This is a genomic window from Pseudomonas sp. RGM 3321 (assembly GCF_022836805.1).
GTDB lineage: Bacteria > Pseudomonadota > Gammaproteobacteria > Pseudomonadales > Pseudomonadaceae > Aquipseudomonas.
Genome location: NZ_JALHBH010000080.1, coordinates 1 through 17,520, shown reverse-complemented (window position 1 = coordinate 17,520; position 17,520 = coordinate 1). Strand labels below are relative to the sequence as shown.

Here is a 17,520-nt window from a genome sequence, read left to right as displayed (position 1 = left end):
TCATTTAACTGTCTTGGGGCGCATTAGATAACGGAATTATTGCAGTCGTGTGACAGGTGTGGGTGAGGCTAGCACGCCGACAGGTTTCGGGAGGTCGACGGGCCTTGAGATTCTGCGTTTATTTCAGTAGGAAGGAGTCTGGCGGTGGCTGTTTTCAGCGCACAGCATAGTCGGCGACGATACCCAAAAATATCGCCAGCCCGGCCCAGTGATTGTGCAAAAAGGCTTTGAAGCAGGCGTCCCGCTCGCGCTGCCGGGTGCTCCAGAATTCCCAGGCAAAGCATCCTGCTGCTATCAGCAGGCCTATGTAAAAGCACGCACCCAATTCAAAGCGCGCACCGGCCAGCATCAGGCAACCGAGCGCCAGACCTTGCAGGGTCAGGATGATCACCCGGTCGGCATCGCCGAACAGTACGGCAGTGGATTTCACGCCGATTTTCAGGTCATCGTCACGATCGACCATCGCGTAATAGGTGTCGTAGCCCACGGTCCATAGCAGGTTGGCGATGTACAGCAGCCAGGCAGCAGCTGGCAGGTCGCCGGTTTCTGCGGTAAATGCCATTGGCATGCCCCACGAAAACGCGGCACCCAGCACCACCTGTGGGTAATAGGTGTAGCGCTTCATGAATGGATAGCAGGCAGCCAGGGCGAGACCGCCGAACGACAGCCAGATCGTCGTCGCATTGGTAAACAGCACCAGCACAAAGCTCAAGCCGACCAGCACCGCAAACAGCACCAGCGCTTCCCGTGAGCTGACTTTGCCGCTGACCAGAGGACGCTGCTCGGTGCGTTTGACGTGGCCATCCACCTTGCGGTCGGCGAAGTCATTGATCACGCAGCCTGCCGCGCGCATCAGAAATACTCCGACCACGAAGATGAACACTGTCTTCAGCGACGGCGAGCCCTTGCCCGCAATCCAGACCGCCCACAGCGTTGGCCACAGCAGCAGGTAAATGCCTATGGGCTTGTCGATACGTGTCAGCTGGATAAAATCCCAGGCGCGGGGGCTAAGACGATTGAGGGATTTGAGAAGGGACAGGTACATCAGACAGGGTCCTTGTCATGGATCGTATTGCACAGAGCGGGCAGGAACACTTCGGCGACCAGCACGCTCAACGCACCACGACTGAATCGCGAGCGGCGTGCCCATAGTCCGCAAGCTGCAACGGCGTCAGGCAGCCAGGCTTCAGGGTAATGACACACTTCGAGGGTGCCGCGCGCGAACGCAGGGTCGCTGAACAGCAACTCACCGAGCGAGCGAGTGCCCAGCTCATCCATATTCAGGCCACCGTCCTGCAAAGCGCTGCGGGCGGCGACACTGCGAGCGAATACCCAGTTGCTGTCATTACCGCGCAAGTACACCTCGCGCACCCAGCCTTCGCTGGCAAGTGGCAGGCCCAGCGCCAGACACTCATCACGGCGCAAAGCCTGCCAGCCTTCGAACTGCGGAAATACGCTGAAACCACCATCAGACAAACGGTCCAGCCGGCGTGTGAGAGAGTCCTGATTGAACAACCAGTCGAGCATTATCGGCTCGGGCGCATCGATCAATTGCTCGCGCTTGAGCCAGACAGGACCAATGAATGCGGGGGATTGCTGGGTCACGGTAAGCCAGTTCCGGCAGCCAACGAGGCCGCGAGCTTAGCATGATTGCAGGCACTGACCGACCGCCGGTAGTACGTCCGGTTATAGAATCAGACTTGCATCCGGGCCTGCCGATCAGTACAACGCCCGTTCAGACGGCAATCGACCGTCGTACGCTATTCAGCCTGATAAACGAGAGAACCGAACATGAAGAAGTGGCAATGCATCGTCTGTGGCCTGGTCTATAACGAAGCCGACGGCTGGCCGGATGACGGGATTGCGCCAGGTACGCTTTGGCAGGATGTGCCGGAAGACTGGCTGTGCCCGGATTGCGGTGTGGGCAAAATGGACTTCGAGATGATCGAAATCGGCTGATAACGGCGAGCAGAAAAAAGTAATGAATAGGGAAGAACAATGAGCGCACCTGTGGTCATCATCGGCACCGGCCTTGCGGGTTACAACCTCGCCCGAGAGTTTCGCAAACTGGACGCAGACACGCCGCTGCTATTGATCACGGCCGATGATGGCCGGTCCTATTCCAAACCAATGCTTTCCACCGGCTTTGGCAAAAACAAGGAAGCCGACGGGTTGAGCATGGCCGAGCCTGGTGCAATGGCCGATCAGCTCAAGGCTGAAATTCGCACGCATACGCGGATCAGTGGGATCGACCCTGGCCACAAGCGTCTGTGGATCGGTGAAGAAGCTGTTCACTACCGCGATCTGGTGCTGGCCTGGGGGGCTGAAACCATCCGCGTACCGGTGGAAGGTGACGCAGGCGATGCGATTTTCCCGATCAACGACCTTCAGGACTACGCCCGTTTTCGAGCGGCTGCGGCGGGAAAGCGTCGGGTTCTGATTCTGGGGGCCGGGCTTATTGGCTGCGAGTTTGCCAACGACCTGATTCTGGGTGGCTATGAAGTGGATCTTGTCGCGCCGTGCGAGCAGGTCATGCCAACCCTGTTGCCACCTGCCGCTGCGGCTGCGGTAAAGACCGGCCTTGAAAGCCTGGGTGCACGTTTCCACCTGGGTCCGGTGCTGACCCGCCTGAATCGCAGTGGTGAGGGCCTGCAAGCGCATTTGTCGGACGGGCAGGTGATTGACTGCGACCTGGTGGTTTCGGCCATTGGCCTGCGCCCACGCATCGATCTGGCCGCTGCCGCGGGCTTGCAGACGGGGCGCGGTATTCTGGTGGATCGCCAGCTGCAAACTTCCCACGCCAATATCCATGCGTTGGGCGACTGCGCTGAAGTCGATGGCCTCAACCTGCTCTACGTCATGCCGTTGATGAGCTGCGCTCGGGCGTTGGCCCAGACGCTGGCCGGAACGCCAACTGCCGTAAAATATGGCCCCATGCCGATCACGGTAAAGACGCCAGCCTGCCCGCTGGTGGTTTCGCCACCACCGCGTGGTACCGATGGCCGCTGGAGTGTCGAAGGGCAGGGGGCTGATATCAAGGCGCTGTGTCATGACGCGGACGGTAATCTGCTCGGCTATGCGCTGACCGGTGCGGCTGTTATGGAAAAACTCGCACTGAACAAGGTTTTACCTGCGTTATTGGCATGATTTCGCGTCATTTTGTCGGATAGGCCACGTATTTTTGCCAATAAACCCCGCCTGCGCACTGGCGCGGGTCGGTTCGGCATGCCATCCTCGGTCTTGTCTGCCGCTACGTAGAGCCGTCGCGGCGCCTTGTTGCCGTTTTTTACAAAGCGGCGCGGGACATAAAAACAAAAAACCGTAAAAGAGGCTTCATATGCGTAAACCAGAAGTTGCAGCCGCCATTGCTGAAAAGGCGGATCTCACCAAAGAACAATCCAATCGTGTTCTCAATGCCATCCTTGAAGAGATTACTGGCGCACTGCACCGCAAGGACAGTGTCACGCTGGTAGGCTTCGGTACTTTTCTGCAACGCCATCGCGGTGCCCGGACCGGCAAGAACCCACAAACCGGGGAGCCGGTTAAAATCAAGGCAAGCAACACAGTTGCCTTCAAACCGGGGAAAGCCCTGAAAGACAGCGTCAACCCTTGACACCCTGTTGTGCGCCTCGGCGGGAGGCGGGCAACTCACAGGCGGGCATACCAATCAGACTGGGTGCCCGCTTTTTGTTTGTGTCGTTTGTGCCGACGATGATTCGTAGAAACGCTCAGTGAGAATTGTCCTACTCAATTTCGTATGAATGCCTTCTCAAACCCCGGCTTTGCCTGACTTTTTCTTATTGCTGATTCCCTTAGAGTCCCGCCCCTGATGCACCCCTTCAATTACTCTTGGGAAATCTCGAATGAAAAAGCTATGGAAGTTTGCTGCTGTTGCAACTCTGATCGCCGCTACCAGCGGCTGTGTGAGCTACAACGTCAGCCAGCCAAGCGCACCGCTGGAAGGCACGGTCAAAACCGACCTTAAGGCAGACGTCAAGGTAGGCGGTACCATCAGCGGCGAGTCGTCCACCAATGTGTTGTTCAATTTCCTGAGTTTCGGTGGCGATAACCAGTTCGCCGATGGCGTGACATACGGTGGTGCAAGTGGCGGTGGCGGCCTGGGTCTGGCGCTGCCTGATCCGGTATCGACGACCAAGGCTGCAGCGGCTTACAAGGCGGTCAAATCTTCTGGTGCCGATCTGATCGTGGCACCGCGTTACGAAGTCAGCATCAAGGATTACTTCATCTTCAAGAAGGTCGATGTGAAGGTCACCGGTAGCAAAGGCAACATCAACAGCATTCGTTAATGCTGTCGTGATGCTGCTTCCCACGCGAAGCAGCATCCTCGCGTTCAACAAGTATTTTGTACCGATCTCCCTCGAAATTCATCTTGTCCTACAGGTTTTGGGCCAATAAACCGCTACACTGCCACGCCGATCCCGATCACCGGATTCAGTGCGTACAGAGGCCGAGCATGAAGTTTCGTTTTCTATTGTGGATGCTGGGCCTGCTGATGGCCCGCGCCAGCCGCAACAACCCCGCCTTCCAGCAGCAGTTGGCTGGCAAGGACCTGACATTCCAGTTACAGACCGCAGATGGCAAAATCGCACGTCACTTCGTGGTGCACGATCAGCGTATTCGCAGTGCCAGCGGTGTGGTTGCAGAGCCAGCCTTTGCCATCTCGTTTCGTGATGCCGCGTTTGGTTTTGCCACCCTGCAGGCGAAGAACAAGCAGTTGGCCTTCATGAAGGGTATTCAGGACAAGGACATTCAGATCAAGGGCAACCCGGCCCTGGTGATCTGGTTCCAGGGTCTGGTCAAATACCTCAAGCCGAAAAAGAAGGCCGCCTGATCACGGCAGTTGCAGCCCGCCTGCTGCCTTGTGCAGCGCCCGAAGGTGCTCGGACACCTGTTTGAGGTTGGCTTCGTTGGCTGCAATTTCCTTGGCGCGTTCGGGCTCCAGCAGGGCGCGCACTTCCTTGTCGAGATCGCCGGTCAGACGCTTGAGCTGCTTCTGGCGTTGACTGCTTTCTGCTTCAAGCCGCTGCCATTCACCTGCCTGTGGCAAACCGTACCCGCTGCTGCCGAGCAGCTCGGCTGGCCGGCTGAGGAAGCCGCTGCTGGCGAGGATCTCCTGTAGCGTCCTGGTGGCATTGGAGACCTTGCCGTCTTTCAATTCCCGTGCACCGAGATAGCTCTGTTTCACTTCGTCCTGGGCCAACAGCAGTTGTCTGCGCAGGCTGGCCTGCTCCAGCAGCAGAATCGCAGCGCTGGTACGCAGATCGGCTTTGTCGAACCACTGACTGCGCTCACTGGCTGGCAGGGCCATCCATTCTTCCACGGTGTTCTGCTTGATCGGCAGCTGCTTCTTCAAAACCTCGAACATGGCTTGATAGCGGTCACGGTAGGAATCGAACCGGTAGCCCAGACGTAGTGCTTCCCTGGGGTCGTCCAGCACACTGGTATCGGCCAGCCCTCGGCCTTTGAGGACTTCAAGCAGGCCGTTGGGCAAAATGCTATCCAGGCCGACGAGCTTGGGATTGTGCGTACCGGCGCGCAGCAGTTTGAGGTTTTCAACGGCGCAGTTGTTCGAGAGGAAGTAGTAGTTGCCGTCGTAGCTCCAGTGCATCTCGGCAGCGTGCTGAACCAGCCCTTCGATTTCCGGGCGCGACAGCTTTATTGGCACGGAGGCCAGGCTGCGCAGTTCGGTCTTGGTGTATTCATCGATAACCTGCGCCAGCGGCAAGACGAACAGCCGTGACGGGTAGGCACCCATCAGGCCGTCCCAGCTCGATAGCTGTACATCGCCCACGAATGCCCGATAAGACAGGACCAGATGCTGGTCAAGGTCCAGGCGGCAGTCCGGCCCGCGAGGACGACCGGGTTTGCAGATCACCAGGCGCAACATGCTGTGGCCCCAGCGGCTCGCCCAGTTCTGATTCGCCTCGGCGAGCAGATAATCCACCGCATAGACCCGCTCAGGGTCCAGCTTGCCCAGCGGCTCCCGGCCAAAGTCGCTACCGGCATTCAGATAAGGGTAGTACGTGGGGCATTCATCCCGTGCTGCGGGTGCCCAGCCAAAGCGCTCTTTGTAATACGCATACAGCGCCGGGCGACGACAGGCGTAGGCCGGGTCGAGGAGGAAATACTCCATGTTCACGGCCACGAATTCCAGCGGGCTGGTGGTTTCGTAGATATCCGGGCTGCGGGCAACCTGGCCGTTATGTTCCTCGCGTTCGCCGCGACGTCCGACGTACTGCTGCCAGCCCGCCAGGTCCAGCAGGCGTGGATCGTCACTCAGGGTGAAGCGTCGCTCGGTCTGGCCGCGGCAGTTGTCAGGCAGGCCGACCTTGCCCAGCGAACTGCTGCGTGATGTGCAGCGAAAAATCGCCGCTCGCTCGCTGGGCGACCACAGGCGGGCGCGGTCGTAGACGTGGGTCAGCTCATGCAGGACAGTGGCGAGCAACTCACGACGCACCGTGCCGTGTGGCCGGCCCGTCTGGGCGGTGGCTGCCGAGCCGTCCGTTAATGACGCCAGCAGGTGGCTGTTGAGGTACAGCTGATAGGGACCGGCAGCCTGACCGTATGCATTCTGCGGCATGTCAGCGGACCAGCTCACCTCGACGGTGCGGTCCAGTGCTTCGACGAAGCTGGGCGGCAACGCATGCAGGGCTTCGTCGAGCAGCGCCTGGCTGGCTTGCTGTTTAGGTGCATCGAGGCCGTCGGTGTGCAGTTCCAGCTTCAGGCTGGCAAAGGCATGCGTACCGACCAGCGACAGCGCGCCAGCAAGCAGCCAGGCGCGAAGCCGCCTCACAATGCGAGGATTGCTTCAGCCAGGGTCTGATCGCTTGCACCGCGCGCTTCCGGCACGCGGGTACGCAGCGTGTCGAACGCAGCATCCAGTTGGGCACCGTGGATATCACCGCCGGTAGCAACGTAGCTGGCAGCATCGTCCTTGGCCTGGAGAACGACCTTGGAATCGCGGATCGATGTGGTGGTGTCGGAAGTGAAATCGATGGTACGGCCGAACGCACGAACGATGATGTTGCTCGTGGCCACAACAGTCTGAGCCTGGGCAAAATCGGCCAGCAAGAGCAGGCCAAGGGAAGCAGCAATCAGCGGGGTACGCATGTAGTGACGTCTCCAGTTACGCGAAGAGGGGAAAGTGGCTATTGGACGAGGATTGCCTGCGCCAGTTCAAGGTCGCTGGCATGAAGTTTTGCATCTGCCTGACGCAGGGCGTGCAGCGCTGACTCAAGCCGGGCACCGCGCATTTCTCCGCCGCTGGCGATGAATGCAGCAGCATCGTCACGGGCAGCCATGATCAGTTTGTTATCGAACGGCCCTGTCGAAACCTGACTGGTGGCGTAGCCGGTCTTGACCAGGCCTTGCGTGGTCGTATCGAACGCTTGAACCTGACTGACGTACATCAGGCTGGCAAAGGGAGCGATATACAGAAGGTGCACTAAACGCATGACTTTCACGAACCGGCAAAACAGCCTCCAAGGCTAGCGCAATGCGCGGGCCAGAGCTACCCCGGCACATGGCCGGGGCGCAGCGGTCAGATGGCCAGGATGGCTTGAGCCAGTTGGCTGTCGCTGGCTTGCAGTTCAGGCAGGACCTGGCGGATATGCTGCAGCGCGCCTTCGAGTCGAGCACTGCGGATGTCGCCGGAGCTGGCCACGAAGCTGGCGGCGTCGTCACGGGCGGCAAGAACGATCTTGTCGTCTTTCAGGGAAGAAGAAACGTTGGAGGTCGCGCGCGTCGCTGCATTGACGGCATCGACCACTGCGTCGGTGGTGACAATGAAGCTGGAGGCGTTTGCACCGGCTGCGGCGGTCAACAGAAAGACAGCGCCAAGGTTACGTAGCAGAGACATGATCGAGTTCCGTTGTGGACAAGTGGGCACAGACTGCCTGCGAAGCCAAAGGGCTGAGGTAGAGCGCTAGACTATCCCACCGATACCGCAGTTGTCATGACGGTCGATGGCTTCGGCTTACACAGTTTGCAATATTTGATGACTGTACCTGCCGTATTTTGATTTTGTTAAATCTGTACTGGTTTGGCCGAGGTACCCTTAATCCGCCCCCTGAAACGACAAAACCCGCCTCAGTTGCCTGAGACGGGTCTTGTATGAAGCAATTCGGGGTGCTGGCAGGAGACCTAAAGATCAAGGACCAGCGGGCGCATGTTTAGCGCCAGAACGGCTTGCTCAGCTCTTCGTAACGCTGGGATTCGCTGATACCGGCGTCAGCCAGCAGGCGTGCATCCAGACGAGCCAGTTGATGGCGGCTGGACAGGCGACGCTGCCAGAGCATCAGGTTGGCGAATACGCGCAGAGGCAAAGAAGCTTTTGCAGTGGTAACGGTGCTTTCGCTGAACAGATCGGAACTGATTGTACGTTCCATGGTGTGACTTCCTTCCGCTTGTGGCGGGATAAGTGAGTTGCTTGACTGGTGCCCATTTTCCTCGCACGCGTTCAGCTTCCATAGACACAGTTCACTTGTATTGTGAGGGTTCAGTTAACTGTGATCGGGCACTGTTTTGTTCATAAATGGGGCAACTGTACCGGTCAGCACCACATGAGTGCATTTTGTGATCGATTATGGTGATTTTGACGATTTGAGGCAGTTTTATGACCGGTACAGCAGTACAGTTTTTCAAGAAGCAGTTGAGTGCGAGCAGGAAGTGAGTCGGGAAAGGTCTCGTTCACTTCCAACTGTCCTGTTCAGCCTGGCAGCATGCGCCCGGTTTCTTCCAGGTTGATGTGCCAACTCAGTGCTTCACGCAGTATGTGCGGGGTATGGCCGCCCAGCACGCAAGCCGCATTGAAATAGGCGTTCAGTGCGTCGCGGTAATCCGGGTGTACGCAGTTGTCGATGATGACGCGCGCGCGTTCGCGAGGGGCCAGGCCGCGCAGATCTGCCAGGCCCTGCTCGGTGACCAGAATATCGACGTCATGCTCGGTGTGGTCGACATGACTGACCATCGGCACAACGCTGGAAATCGCGCCGGCCTTGGCAATCGACTTGGTGACGAATATCGCCAGGTGCGCATTGCGCGAGAAATCCCCCGAGCCGCCAATGCCGTTCATCATGCGCGTCCCGCACACGTGGGTAGAGTTCACGTTTCCGTACAGGTCGAATTCCAGCGCAGTGTTGATGCCGATGATACCCAGGCGGCGGATCACCTCGGGGTGATTGGAGATCTCCTGGGGGCGCAATACCAGCCTGGACTTGTAGCGGTTGAAGTCGGCAAAGACTTCCGCGTGTTTGGCCGCCGACAATGTCATGGAGCTGCCTGAAGCAAAGGTCAGCTTGCCCGCGTCGAACAGATCGAATGTCGAGTCCTGCAGCACCTCGGAGTACATGGTCAGGTCAGTGAAGGGGGATGCCAGCAGGCCGTGCATCACGGCGTTGGCGATGTTGCCGATACCCGCTTGCAGTGGCATCAGCTTGTCGGTAAGCCGGTCTTCGCGCACTTCCTTCTTGAAGAACTCCACCAGATGATTGGCGATGGCCTGCGTGTCCGCGTCAGGTGGGGTGACGGTGGACGGTGAATCTGGCTGGTTGCTGATGACAATACCGACGATCTTCGCCGGGTCGATCTTCACTGCGTGGCTACCGATGCGCGAGTCTGCTTCCAGCACCGGAATCGGCAGGCGCGTCGGCCGGTAGCTGGGTATATAAATGTCGTGCAGACCTTCCAGCTCCAGCGGCTGCGACAGGTTGATTTCCACGATGACCTGCTTGGCCAGAATCGCGAAGCTGGCCGAGTTGCCGACGGAGGTGCTTAGCACCAGATGGCCTTCCTCGGTAATCGCAACGCATTCGATCACCGCCAGGTCCACCGCCTTGATCTGCCGATTGCGCAGCATCTCGACGGTATCGGACAGATGCTGATCGATGAACATCACCGTGCCGTTGTTGATCGCCTTGCGCAGTGTGCTGTCGACCTGAAAGGGCATGCGCCGGGACAGCACGCCGGACTCGGTCAGTTGCTTGTCCAGGTCATTGCCCAGGCTGGCACCGGTCATCAGGCTGATTTTCAGCGGTGTCACTTTGGCGCGCTCGGCCAGCGCATGGGGCACGGCCTTGGCTTCGCCTGCGCGGGTGAAGCCACTCATGCCGACGGTCATGCCGTCTTCAATCAAGGCGGCAGCGTCGGCTGCGCTCATAACCTTGCTCATCAGGGAGGGCAGGCGGATACGGTCACGGTACATGGATTCTGTCTCGTAGATAGAAGCGAGCGACAAGTCTAGAGCGTTGAACGGGGTTCGTCCTGCTACCAAGGTCGCATTTGAGGGCTCTAATTGGCTGCTTTCAGCGCAAAACACTGTTACGCGGAATGTAAAAAGCCCCGGTCGCCAAGCGAGCCGGGGCTTCAATAAGGCAGGGTCAGGCTAGGCGTTTTCGACGGCCTTCACCATGTCCTCGATCACCTTTTTGGCATCTCCGAACACCATCATGGTTTTATCCAGATAGAACAGCTCGTTATCCAGACCTGCGTAACCGCTGGCCATCGAGCGTTTGTTGACGATGATGGTTTTGGCCTTGAATGCCTCCAGAATCGGCATCCCGGCAATGGGTGATTTCGGATCGTTCTTGGCGGCTGGGTTGACCACGTCGTTGGCGCCGAGCACCAGCACCACGTCGGCCTGACCGAACTCGGAGTTGATGTCGTCCATCTCGAACACCTGATCGTAAGGCACTTCGGCTTCGGCCAGCAGCACGTTCATGTGCCCCGGCATGCGCCCGGCCACCGGGTGAATGGCGTACTTCACCGTGACGCCACGGTGCACCAGCTTCTCCGTCAGTTCCTTGAGTGCATGCTGCGCGCGCGCGACTGCCAGCCCGTAACCCGGCACGATGATCACGGTGTCGGCATTGGTAAGCAGGAATGTGGCGTCGTCTGCCGAGCCGGATTTCACCGGGCGGGCTTCCTTGCTGCCAGCCGGTCCTGCCGAATCCGTTGCGCCGCCGAAGCCACCGCCAATTACATTGAAGAACGAGCGGTTCATCGCCTTGCACATGATGTAGGAAAGGATCGCGCCCGAGGAGCCTACCAGTGAGCCCGCAATGATCAGCATCGAGTTGTTCAGCGAAAAGCCGATGCCGGCTGCTGCCCAGCCTGAATAGCTGTTGAGCATCGAGACCACTACAGGCATGTCGGCACCGCCAATCGGGATGATCAACAGCACACCGATCACGAACGCCAGCGCGAGCATGATCGCAAAGGCAGTAAGGCTGCCGGTGAACATGAAGGTCAGACCAAAGAACAGTGTGGCCAGGCCGAGCGCCAGGTTGAGTTTGTGCTGCCCGGCAAACTGTACTGGTGCGCCTTGAAACAGCCGGAATTTGTACTTGCCCGACAATTTGCCAAAGGCGATTACCGAACCGGAAAAGGTGATCGCGCCGATGGCTGCTCCGAGGAACAGCTCCAGACGATTGCCCGCGGGGATGGGATCGCCAAGATGACCAACGATGCCCAGTGACTGAGGCTCGACTACGGCGGCAATGGCGATGAATACCGCTGCCAGGCCGATCATGCTGTGCATGAACGCGACCAGCTCAGGCATTTTGGTCATTTCGACGCGCTTGGCCATGATCGAACCAGCGGTCCCGCCCACCAACAGGCCGACCACAATGTAGCCAATGCCCGCACTGGTACCTTCAGCGGTAGACAGAGCAGCCAATTTGAACACCAGCCCGATTGTCGTGATGACCGCCAGGCCCATGCCAAGCATGCCGAACAGATTGCCGCGGCGTGAGGTGGTGGGGTGTGATAAGCCTTTAAGCGCCTGGATGAAGCAGATTGATGCGATCAGATACAGCAGAGTGACCAGATTCATGCTCATGACTTCGGCGCCTCATCCTTTGCCTTGGGGGCCTTTTTCCTGAACATCTCCAGCATCCGCCGAGTGACCAGAAATCCACCAAACACATTCACCGCAGCCAGCGCGACAGCCAGCGTGCCCATGGTTTTGCCCAGCGGCGTCACCGTCAGTGCGGCGGCCAGCATCGCACCAACGATGACAATGGCGGAGATAGCATTGGTAACAGCCATGAGCGGCGTATGCAGCGCGGGCGTGACGTTCCAGACCACGTGGTAGCCGACATAGATTGCCAGTACGAAAATGATCAGGTTGTAGACGCCGGGGGAAATCAGCTCTTCCATTGGTGTGTCCTCAGCCGTTCTTGCGCACGACTTGCCCGTCGCGGCACATCAGGCATGCGGCGACGATGTCGTCTTCGAGGTTGATCGAGAATGTGCCGTCCTTGTCGAACAGCAGCTTCATGAAGTCCAGCAGGTTGCGCGCATAAAGCGCAGATGCATCGGCTGCGACCAGCGCTGGCGGGTTGGTGTGGCCGACAATGGTCACACCGTGCTCGACGACGACTTGATCCGCCACAGTTAGTGGGCAATTGCCACCTTGTGCGGCGGCCAGGTCGATTATCACCGAGCCAGGCTTCATCTGCGCCACGGTTTCGGCGCTGAGCAGCACTGGTGCCTTGCGGCCGGGGATCAGAGCGGTAGTAATAACGATGTCCGCCAGCCTGGCCCGCTCGTGAACCGCTGCGGCCTGACGTTGCATCCAGCTGGCAGGCATCGGACGGGCGTAACCGCCAACGCCTTCGGCGCATTCACGCTCTTCGTCGGTCTCGTAGGGCACATCAATGAACTTGGCACCCAGCGACTCGATCTGCTCCTTCACTGCCGGACGCACATCCGAGGCCTCAACCACGGCACCCAGCCGTTTGGCGGTGGCGATGGCCTGCAGGCCCGCGACGCCTGCGCCAAGGATCAGCACCCGTGCGGCTTTTACGGTGCCGGCGGCGGTCATCAGCATGGGCATGAAGCGCGGGTAGTGATGTGCGGCAAGCAGCACGGCCTTATAGCCTGCGATATTGGCCTGCGAAGACAGCACATCAAGGCTCTGCGCGCGGGAAGTGCGCGGCGCGGCTTCCAGGGCGAACGCGGTGATGCCCTGTGCGGCCATCTTGCCGATGAGTTCATTGTTGAAGGGGTTGAGCATGCCGACGACCACCGAGCCACTTTTGATCAGGCTCAGCTCATTGTCGTCGGGCGCTACAACCTTGAGGATCAACTCGCCCGCATACGCCTCGTTCGCGCCACCAATCACAGCGCCTGCAGCTTCGTAAGCGCTGTCCGGAACACTGGCCTGAATGCCTGCGCCGCTCTGCACGGTAATCCTGTGCCCTTGGCTGATCAGCTTTTTGATAGTTTCCGGGGTAGCAGCTACCCGGGTTTCGCCCGCTTGCGTTTCGAGAGGAACACCAATGTGCACGACAAATCTCCTGCGCGATTTTTTATCGTTCGTGTGTAGGCCGGTGCACTACGGCTGGTGCATCTGGCATGGCCAGGCAGCACGCCCCTTTCCAGCAGGGGCGGGGCATTTTGCAGGTGAAGTTTGCGGGCTTCAATACATTCTGTAACGAAACTATAGATGAACTACAAGTCACACTGTGACCTATTGTCGCAGTGGTTGAATGCAGGCCTTTGCCTGTATGGGTTTTGGCGCTATTCCGCACAAAAAAAGGTGATTAATATTTTTTGCTCGAAAATCTCGCGCTTTAGCCAAATCAGGCAAAAGACCCTGTAATTGTTAGGCGTTAAGTCGTTTTTTGCGGCGAGCGAAAAGTTGTTGCAAAGCGACATAAGCTTATATCTGTAGGTGTCGACTACTGCTTACTACCTGAAGTGCTGCTCAGGCCTGGTCCTGAGGGAGCTGGTAATCCCGGGCCTGAGCGACCAGCCAGTCGCGAAATGCGCTGAGTGACGCCGACTCCACTTTGCGCTCGGGAATCATCAGGTGATAGGCCTTGCTGCCGGACAGCGAACAGGCGTTGGCGATCACCAGGCGCTTTTCATGCAGTTCGCGCTGGATAAGGAAGGGCGGGATCATTGCCACACCCATGTCGTGCATGGCTGCCTGCGCAAGCATCGAAAACAGCTCATAGCGAGGGCCTGTCATGTCGCGGGCCACATCCATGCCCTGCGCGTTGAACCATTGCCGCCACGCATAGGGGCGCGTGGTTTGTTGAAGCAGTGGCAGCTCGGCGAGCTCGCTTGCTTGCAGACGGTCTCGCCCGTTCAGGAAGGAGGGGCTGCAGACCGGCATGGAGTTTTCACCCATCAGCCGATGCGACTGGGTGCCGGACCAGTCGGCGTCGCCGAAATAGATAGCAGCATCGAAGTCGGTGTCAGCAAACAGAAAGGGGCGCGTGCGGTTGGTCAGGTGAACCGTGACATCGGGGTGCTTGTGCTGGAAGTCTTTCAAGCGCGGCAGCAGCCATTGAGTGCCAAACGTCGGCACCACGGCGAGTTCGATGGCGTTGGCACCTTGTTGGCCCATGACCGACAGGGTGTCGCGCTCGACCGCGTCCAGTTGCTGGGCAATGCGACGACTATAGGAAAGCCCGGCTTCCGTGAGCTTTACACCCCTTCGAGAGCGCCGGAACAGCTCAACGCCGAGGAACTCCTCAAGCCCGCCAATCTGTCGGCACACCGCGCCTTGTGTCAGGGACAGCTCATGAGCGGCCTTGGTAAAGCTTTCGTGTCGGGCGGCAGCTTCGAAACTTACCAGTGCAGTGGTGCTGGGTATTTTGCGTCTCATATCCTTTCTTCTCACTGGTCTTTTTGTTATGCGGGCCTGAAGAGGCTCTTGGAGTGAGAAATTAGCACAATAGGTTGATAAAACCTCGTTTGTCGCCGGGGGACGTCGGTACTAGGATCATTACAGGATTTTTCAGCTGAACGTGAGGAGCAGGCATGAGCGGTAAAGCAAGTTTTAACTGGATCGACCCATTGCTGCTGGATCAACAGCTCACTGAAGAAGAGCGCATGGTTCGCGACACTGCCGAGCAGTTCGCCCAGAGCAAGCTGGCCCCGCGCGTGCTGGAAGCGTTCCGTCACGAGAAAACCGACCCGGCCATCTTTCGAGAGATGGGCGAAGTGGGCTTGCTGGGAGCAACGATTCCGGAAGCGTTTGGCGGCAGCGGCCTGAATTATGTCTGTTACGGGCTGATCGCCCGTGAAGTCGAGCGTATCGATTCAGGCTACCGATCAATGATGAGTGTGCAGTCCTCGCTGGTCATGGTGCCAATCAATGAATTCGGTACGCAGGCCCAGAAAGAAAAATACCTGCCCAGGCTGGCCTCGGGCGAATGGATTGGCTGTTTCGGCCTGACCGAGCCCAACCATGGTTCAGACCCTGGGGCGATGATCACTCGTGCCCGAAGTGTCGAGGGTGGTTATCGCTTGAGTGGCAGCAAGATGTGGATCACCAATAGCCCGATCGCGGATGTGTTTGTGGTGTGGGCCAAGGACGATGCCGGCGATATCCGCGGTTTCGTTCTCGAAAAAGGCTGGGCAGGTCTGAGCGCCCCGGCTATTCATGGCAAGGTCGGTTTGCGTGCGTCGATTACTGGCGAGATCGTCATGGATAACGTGTTCGTGCCTGAAGAAAACATCTTCCCGGATGTGCGCGGTCTGAAAGGTCCGTTCACCTGTCTCAATTCTGCGCGCTACGGTATCTCCTGGGGCGCGCTGGGTGCAGCGGAGTTCTGCTGGCACACCGCGCGGCAATACACCCTCGACCGGCAACAGTTTGGGCGTCCGCTGGCGGCCAATCAGCTGATCCAGAAAAAGCTGGCGGACATGCAGACTGAAATCACTCTGGCGCTGCAAGGCTGCCTGCGTCTGGGGCGCATGAAGGACGAAGGTACGGCTGCCGTGGAGATTACCTCGATCATGAAGCGCAATTCCTGCGGCAAGTCGCTGGATATCGCGCGCATGGCTCGCGACATGCTGGGCGGTAACGGTATCTCGGACGAGTTCGGCATTGCCAGGCACCTGGTCAATCTGGAAGTGGTGAATACCTACGAAGGTACGCACGATGTGCATGCGTTGATTCTGGGGCGTGCGCAGACCGGCATTCAGGCCTTCTATTAAGGAGGGCTGATCATGGGGGCGCTTTCACATATCCGGGTGCTCGACTTGTCGAGGGTCCTGGCCGGGCCTTGGGCTGGGCAGATCCTTGCTGACCTGGGAGCTGACGTCATCAAGGTCGAGCGACCGGGATGTGGCGATGACACTCGTTCGTGGGGGCCGCCGTTTCTTCGGGATGCGGCCGGTCAGAACACCACCGAGGCGGCTTACTACCTGTCGGCCAATCGCAACAAGCAGTCAATCACCATCGACTTCACGCGGCCGGAAGGGCAGAAGCTGGTACGGGAGCTGGCGACGAAGTCGGATATTGTCATCGAGAACTTCAAGGTCGGTGGGTTGGCGTCTTATGGGCTGGATTACGAATCGCTCAAGGCTGTTAATCCTCGCCTGATCTATTGCTCCATTACCGGTTTCGGTCAGAGCGGGCCGTATGCGACGCGTCCGGGTTACGACTTCATGATTCAGGCACTTGGCGGCCTGATGAGTCTTAGCGGTCTGTCGGAGGGGGAGGAAGGCGCGGGCCCGGTGAAGGTTGGCGTTGCGCTGACCGACATCCTTACAGGTCTGTATTCGACAACGGCCATTCTCGCCGCCCTGGCTCATCGCGATCAAAGCAATACAGGGCAATACATTGATATGGCGCTGCTCGACGTGCAGGTGGCGTGTCTGGCCAATCAGGCCATGAACTACCTGACCACGGGCGTGGCGCCCAGGCGCTTGGGTAATGCTCATCCCAATATAGTGCCGTATCAGGCTTTTCCTACCGCCGATGGCGACCTGATCCTTACTGTGGGGAATGACAGCCAGTTCAGAAGGTTTGCCGAAGTGGCTGGGCAGCCACAGTGGGCTGATGATTCGCGCTTCCTGACCAACAAGCTGCGCGTGGCTCATCGTGCCGAACTGATTCCGTTGATTCGCCAGGCTACCGTGTTCAAGACCACCACCCAGTGGGTTGACGAACTTGAGGCTGCTGGCGTGCCGTGCGGCCCGGTCAATGACCTTGCTCAAGTGTTTGCGGATCCACAGGTTATGGCGCGCGGGCTCGCTATAGAGATGCCGCACGCGCTGGGCGGGCGCGTTCCGCAGGTCGCCAGCCCGATAAGGCTATCGGAAACGCCAGTCGAATATCGAAGGGCGCCTCCTTTGTTGGGCGAGCACACGGCGCAAGTGCTTCAAGAGCTATTGGGGCTTGAGGGTGAAGCGGTTGCCTTGCTGCGCAAGTCAGGGGTCGTGTAGCTATATAGAAGAAAGCGTTTGCGAAGGGCTTTTCTATATAGCTATAGGGCCTTAACGGTTAATTTCGGCGATTTTGAAATTAACGGTTGACGCCCTCTGTGATCTGTCTATAATTCGCCCCACTTCCGGCGCAGACGGAAACGAAAAAGCCTTGTAGATCAATGGTTTACAAGGGTTTTGAGTGGAGAGTCAGCGAGGAAGCAGGTCGAGTCAGCAGTGATCGACAGCGGTGAGAAAAAAGAGTTTGACACGCGGTTGTAACGCTGTAGAATTCGCCTCCCGCTGATGAGCAACTGCAGAGTTGATCGAAGC

The 17,520-nt window shown here is 58.4% G+C and carries 19 protein-coding genes; 7 read left to right on the top strand and 12 right to left on the bottom strand.

All coding sequences use genetic code 11. The features are described 5' to 3' along the window. Positions 1-154 precede the first annotated feature (154 nt). On the bottom strand, positions 155-1,045 hold the full coding sequence (ubiA, locus tag RGM3321_RS01640; protein WP_244391267.1) for a 4-hydroxybenzoate octaprenyltransferase: 891 nt from the start codon (positions 1,043-1,045) through the stop codon (positions 155-157). Continuing rightward, positions 1,045-1,605: a chorismate lyase gene (locus tag RGM3321_RS01635; protein WP_244391266.1), complete on the bottom strand. Its 561-nt coding sequence runs from the start codon at positions 1,603-1,605 to the stop codon at positions 1,045-1,047. The genes ubiA and RGM3321_RS01635 overlap by 1 nt, the downstream gene beginning before the upstream one ends. Positions 1,606-1,791: 186 nt before the next feature. On the opposite strand from RGM3321_RS01635, the gene RGM3321_RS01630 reads away from it, so the two are divergent. The 5 genes from RGM3321_RS01630 to RGM3321_RS01610 all read left to right on the top strand — a co-directional run bounded on the left by RGM3321_RS01630 (position 1,792) and on the right by RGM3321_RS01610 (position 4,852). Continuing rightward, positions 1,792-1,959: a rubredoxin gene (locus tag RGM3321_RS01630; RefSeq protein WP_244391265.1), complete on the top strand. Its 168-nt coding sequence runs from the start codon at positions 1,792-1,794 to the stop codon at positions 1,957-1,959. 39 nt (positions 1,960-1,998) lie between these two features. After that, the gene (locus RGM3321_RS01625) at positions 1,999-3,147 is read left to right on the top strand and encodes an FAD-dependent oxidoreductase (protein WP_244391264.1); all 1,149 of its coding nucleotides are present in this window, start codon (positions 1,999-2,001) and stop codon (positions 3,145-3,147) included. 190 nt (positions 3,148-3,337) lie between these two features. After that, a complete protein-coding gene (locus tag RGM3321_RS01620) occupies positions 3,338-3,613 on the top strand; it encodes an HU family DNA-binding protein (protein ID WP_002555877.1) in 276 nt (91 codons plus the stop codon). Positions 3,614-3,863: 250 nt separating this feature from the next. Continuing rightward, entirely contained in the window at positions 3,864-4,307 is a 444-nt protein-coding gene (locus RGM3321_RS01615; protein WP_002555876.1) for a hypothetical protein, read from the top strand. Between the two features lie 167 nt (positions 4,308-4,474). Then, entirely contained in the window at positions 4,475-4,852 is a 378-nt protein-coding gene (locus RGM3321_RS01610) for a hypothetical protein (protein WP_058402178.1), read from the top strand. On the opposite strand, the gene RGM3321_RS01605 is transcribed toward RGM3321_RS01610, so the two are convergent. From RGM3321_RS01605 to RGM3321_RS01560, 10 genes are all read right to left on the bottom strand, one after another. Continuing rightward, positions 4,853-6,814: a DUF4105 domain-containing protein gene (locus tag RGM3321_RS01605; protein ID WP_244391263.1), complete on the bottom strand. Its 1,962-nt coding sequence runs from the start codon at positions 6,812-6,814 to the stop codon at positions 4,853-4,855. Then, positions 6,811-7,131: a DUF2388 domain-containing protein gene (locus RGM3321_RS01600; RefSeq protein WP_003316115.1), complete on the bottom strand. Its 321-nt coding sequence runs from the start codon at positions 7,129-7,131 to the stop codon at positions 6,811-6,813. Before RGM3321_RS01600 ends, RGM3321_RS01605 begins: the two co-directional genes overlap by 4 nt. Positions 7,132-7,169: 38 nt before the next feature. Beyond that, complete coding sequence (locus RGM3321_RS01595; protein ID WP_003401226.1) at positions 7,170-7,475, bottom strand: DUF2388 domain-containing protein; 306 nt, start codon at positions 7,473-7,475, stop codon at positions 7,170-7,172. A gap of 86 nt (positions 7,476-7,561) precedes the next feature. Then, the gene (locus tag RGM3321_RS01590; RefSeq protein ID WP_003340363.1) at positions 7,562-7,879 is read right to left on the bottom strand and encodes a DUF2388 domain-containing protein; all 318 of its coding nucleotides are present in this window, start codon (positions 7,877-7,879) and stop codon (positions 7,562-7,564) included. Between the two features lie 313 nt (positions 7,880-8,192). After that, positions 8,193-8,408: a DUF1127 domain-containing protein gene (locus tag RGM3321_RS01585; protein ID WP_002555870.1), complete on the bottom strand. Its 216-nt coding sequence runs from the start codon at positions 8,406-8,408 to the stop codon at positions 8,193-8,195. A gap of 320 nt (positions 8,409-8,728) precedes the next feature. Continuing rightward, the gene (locus RGM3321_RS01580) at positions 8,729-10,222 is read right to left on the bottom strand and encodes an acetyl-CoA hydrolase/transferase family protein (protein WP_057402845.1); all 1,494 of its coding nucleotides are present in this window, start codon (positions 10,220-10,222) and stop codon (positions 8,729-8,731) included. A gap of 180 nt (positions 10,223-10,402) precedes the next feature. Next, complete coding sequence (locus tag RGM3321_RS01575; RefSeq protein ID WP_244391262.1) at positions 10,403-11,857, bottom strand: NAD(P)(+) transhydrogenase (Re/Si-specific) subunit beta; 1,455 nt, start codon at positions 11,855-11,857, stop codon at positions 10,403-10,405. Beyond that, entirely contained in the window at positions 11,854-12,177 is a 324-nt protein-coding gene (locus RGM3321_RS01570; protein WP_002555867.1) for an NAD(P) transhydrogenase subunit alpha, read from the bottom strand. The genes RGM3321_RS01575 and RGM3321_RS01570 overlap by 4 nt, the downstream gene beginning before the upstream one ends. A gap of 10 nt (positions 12,178-12,187) precedes the next feature. Then, positions 12,188-13,309 carry a Re/Si-specific NAD(P)(+) transhydrogenase subunit alpha gene (locus RGM3321_RS01565; RefSeq protein WP_244391261.1) on the bottom strand — a complete coding sequence of 374 codons (1,122 nt, stop codon included), beginning with the start codon at positions 13,307-13,309 and terminating at the stop codon, positions 12,188-12,190. Positions 13,310-13,729: 420 nt separating this feature from the next. Continuing rightward, entirely contained in the window at positions 13,730-14,638 is a 909-nt protein-coding gene (locus tag RGM3321_RS01560) for a LysR family transcriptional regulator (protein ID WP_244391260.1), read from the bottom strand. A 155-nt stretch (positions 14,639-14,793) separates the two neighbouring features. Here RGM3321_RS01560 and RGM3321_RS01555 point away from each other — a divergent pair, with 155 nt between their 5' ends. Then, a complete protein-coding gene (locus tag RGM3321_RS01555) occupies positions 14,794-15,975 on the top strand; it encodes an acyl-CoA dehydrogenase (protein ID WP_058402184.1) in 1,182 nt (393 codons plus the stop codon). 9 nt (positions 15,976-15,984) lie between these two features. Then, positions 15,985-17,208 (top strand): CaiB/BaiF CoA-transferase family protein, encoded by a 1,224-nt coding sequence (locus RGM3321_RS01550; protein WP_244391277.1) that lies wholly within the window; start codon positions 15,985-15,987, stop codon positions 17,206-17,208. The last annotated feature ends 312 nt before the right edge of the window (positions 17,209-17,520 follow it).

Coding starts and splice junctions, on each gene's coding strand:
- RGM3321_RS01600 (WP_003316115.1), bottom strand. CDS start 7,131: ATGCGTACCCCGCTGATTGCTGCTTCCCTTGGCCTGCTCTTGCTGGCC.
- RGM3321_RS01570 (WP_002555867.1), bottom strand. CDS start 12,177: ATGGAAGAGCTGATTTCCCCCGGCGTCTACAACCTGATCATTTTCGTA.
- RGM3321_RS01585 (WP_002555870.1), bottom strand. CDS start 8,408: ATGGAACGTACAATCAGTTCCGATCTGTTCAGCGAAAGCACCGTTACC.
- RGM3321_RS01630 (WP_244391265.1), top strand. CDS start 1,792: ATGAAGAAGTGGCAATGCATCGTCTGTGGCCTGGTCTATAACGAAGCC.
- RGM3321_RS01615 (WP_002555876.1), top strand. CDS start 3,864: ATGAAAAAGCTATGGAAGTTTGCTGCTGTTGCAACTCTGATCGCCGCT.
- RGM3321_RS01575 (WP_244391262.1), bottom strand. CDS start 11,857: ATGAGCATGAATCTGGTCACTCTGCTGTATCTGATCGCATCAATCTGC.
- RGM3321_RS01620 (WP_002555877.1), top strand. CDS start 3,338: ATGCGTAAACCAGAAGTTGCAGCCGCCATTGCTGAAAAGGCGGATCTC.
- RGM3321_RS01560 (WP_244391260.1), bottom strand. CDS start 14,638: ATGAGACGCAAAATACCCAGCACCACTGCACTGGTAAGTTTCGAAGCT.
- ubiA (WP_244391267.1), bottom strand. CDS start 1,045: ATGTACCTGTCCCTTCTCAAATCCCTCAATCGTCTTAGCCCCCGCGCC.
- RGM3321_RS01595 (WP_003401226.1), bottom strand. CDS start 7,475: ATGCGTTTAGTGCACCTTCTGTATATCGCTCCCTTTGCCAGCCTGATG.
- RGM3321_RS01610 (WP_058402178.1), top strand. CDS start 4,475: ATGAAGTTTCGTTTTCTATTGTGGATGCTGGGCCTGCTGATGGCCCGC.
- RGM3321_RS01625 (WP_244391264.1), top strand. CDS start 1,999: ATGAGCGCACCTGTGGTCATCATCGGCACCGGCCTTGCGGGTTACAAC.
- RGM3321_RS01590 (WP_003340363.1), bottom strand. CDS start 7,879: ATGTCTCTGCTACGTAACCTTGGCGCTGTCTTTCTGTTGACCGCCGCA.
- RGM3321_RS01580 (WP_057402845.1), bottom strand. CDS start 10,222: ATGTACCGTGACCGTATCCGCCTGCCCTCCCTGATGAGCAAGGTTATG.
- RGM3321_RS01555 (WP_058402184.1), top strand. CDS start 14,794: ATGAGCGGTAAAGCAAGTTTTAACTGGATCGACCCATTGCTGCTGGAT.